We start from the raw sequence: 2,667 nt of genomic DNA, 5'->3' as shown, positions 1-2,667 counted from the left end.
GCATCTACGATCTTGATGCGTTCGAGAACGTCCTTTCGGGCCGGGCTCCGGACTCGACCTTGCTGAGCCATGACCTGTTCGAGGGGACGTTCGCACGCGCGGGCTTCGCCTCTGACGTCGAAGTCGTGGACGAATTTCCGTCGCGGTACGATGTAAGCGCTCGGCGTCATCACCGCTGGGCGCGCGGAGACTGGCAACTCTTGCCCTGGATTCTCGGTTTCGCCGGCAAAGGCGGCCAAGCGCCGACCGTCGGTGACGCGCTGCCGCGGATCGGTCGCTGGAAGATGATCGACAACTTGCGTCGGACGCTTAGCGCGCCCGCTTGCGTCCTGGCCTTGGCGATCGGCTGGACGCTGTCAATTGAATCGGCGCTCGTCTGGACGACATTCGTGCTCGCGACCATTGTCTTGCCAAGCCTCATACCGGTGATCTCGGCAATTCCGGGCCGTCGTCCGGATGTTGCGATGTCCGGGCGCTTGCGAGCGCTCGGGGGAGATTTCCGTCTCGCGGCGACATTATCAGCTCTGAATGTTACGTTTCTAGCGGATCAGGCCTGGCTGATGGGCGACGCCATCGTGCGGACGCTGTGGCGGCTATTCGTCAGTCGCCGCCACCTGCTCGAGTGGACCCCCGCGGCGCAGACCGCGGCGGCGAAGCGTCTCGATCTCCAGGGGTTCGCCGTCCGAATGTCGGGAGCGTTTGTCCTCGCCGCGGCAGCGTTGCTGCTGGCGCTCCTATTCGGGCATGGAAGTTGGCCGATTGCGGCGCCGCTCGTCGCGTTGTGGCTGATTTCGCCCGCTGTCGCGCGTTACGTCAGCTTCTCTCCGGGCATCGAGAAAATCGCGAAGATTTCGGAGGCCCAATCACTGGCCCTGCGCCAAACCGCGCGCCGGACTTGGCGCTTCTTCGAAACGTTTGTGACGGCAGACGATAATATGCTGCCGCCGGACAACTTCCAGGAGGACCCAACACCCGAGGTCGCCCACCGAACCTCGCCAACCAACATCGGATTGTATCTGCTGTGTGTCGTCTGCGCCCGCGACTTCGGCTGGATTGGCGCGACCCAAACCATCGAGCGGCTGGAAGCGACGCTTGCGACAATGGCTCGCATGCCGCGCTTTCGCGGCCACTTCTACAATTGGTACGACACCCGCGATCTCAAGGCGCTCGAACCCAAATATATTTCCTCCGTCGACAGCGGCAATCTGGCCGGACATCTCATCGCGATCGCCAACGCCTGCAAGGAGTGGAGGCAATCGCCGATGGCCGCCGTGACGCGTCGGGCCGGAATCGCCGATGCGCTAGCCCTGACCTCTGAGCATGCCGAGCACCTGCGTCTCGGTCGCCGAACTCAGACAGTGACGCCGCGCCAACTCGAGGATTCGCTTGCGGCGTTGACCGAGGCGTTCGAAAGCGCTTCCCCATCGGAGGAGACGCTCGCGACCCAATTGCCGGAACTCGCACGCGAGGCCGCAATCATGGTCGACATCGCCAAAGCAATCGCTCTCGAGCGCAGCGATGGAAGCGGATCGAATCTATTGTACTGGTCGCGCGCGAGCCTGGCCGCAATCGATGCGCATCGCGCGGATTACGAGTCTTCGGCGGAGATCATTGCTTCCGGACAAACTCGGCTGCTCGTGCTGGAGACCGCCTTCCGCGCGATGGCGATGGCGATGGAGTTTGGCTTTCTCTTCGACCGTGCGCGCCAATTGCTCTCCATAGGATTTCTCATTTCCGAGTCCGCTCTGGACCCCAATTGCTATGACCTCCTGGCGTCGGAAGCGCGGCTGGCCAGTTTCTTTGCGATCGCAAAGGGAGACATCCCGGCCCGTCACTGGTTCCGGCTCGGACGCACCGGGACGCCGGTTAGCCACGGCGCGGCTCTGATCTCCTGGTCGGGTTCAATGTTCGAGTATCTCATGCCGCCGCTCGTCATGCGCGCGCCCGCAAGGAGTTTGCTGGAGCAGACGGATCGGCTCGTCGTCCGCCGTCAGATCGAATATGGCGAAGAAATCGGGTTGCCGTGGGGGATTTCCGAATCCGCCTACAATGCCCGCGATCTGGAATTGACCTATCAATATTCCAATTTTGGCGTGCCGGGCCTCGGACTGAAACGGGGACTGGGCGAAAATCGCGTCATCGCGCCTTATGCGACCGGTTTGGCGACCATGGTCGATCCCTCGGCCGCAGCCGCAAATTTCAAACGACTGACGACACTGGGCGCCGGGGGCCGATATGGTTTCTATGAGGCCGTGGATTTCACCCCTATTCGGGTTCCGGAAGGCGAGCCCTTCGCTCTCGTCCGCGCCTTCATGGCGCATCATCAGGGCATGACGATCGCCGGGATCGCCAACGCGGTCTTCGACGGCGCGATGCGTGAGCGCTTCCATGCTGAGCCGATCATTCAGGCGACGGAATTGTTGTTGCAGGAGCGGGTGCCTCGCGAGGTCGCGTCGATGCGGCCATGGGCGGCAGAAGTCAAGTCTGCCTTGCGCGCCAACGACGCGGATCCTTCGGGCGGGCGCAGGATCGTTTCCGTTCATCAATCCACGCCGGCGACACAGCTTCTTTCCAATGGAACCTACGCCGTCATGTTGACCGCGGCCGGATCCGGATACAGCCGATGGGGCGACGTCGCCATTACGCGCTGGCGCGAAGACGCCACAC

General features: G+C 62.7%; 1 protein-coding gene. It reads left to right on the top strand.

Annotated features, from left to right (window positions below; translation table 11 throughout):
• Window positions 1-59 precede the first annotated feature (59 nt).
• Window positions 60-2,667, top strand: a 2,608-nt coding sequence (locus ACLP2E_RS08400; protein ID WP_442465657.1) for a glucoamylase family protein, incomplete at its 3' end; no start/stop codon positions are given.

The organism is Rhodoblastus sp. (assembly GCF_052145335.1).
In the GTDB taxonomy this organism is placed as follows: Bacteria; Pseudomonadota; Alphaproteobacteria; order Rhizobiales; family Beijerinckiaceae; genus Rhodoblastus.
The sequence above is the reverse complement of the archived record's forward strand: the minus strand, read 5'-3'. Positions and strand labels throughout refer to the sequence as shown.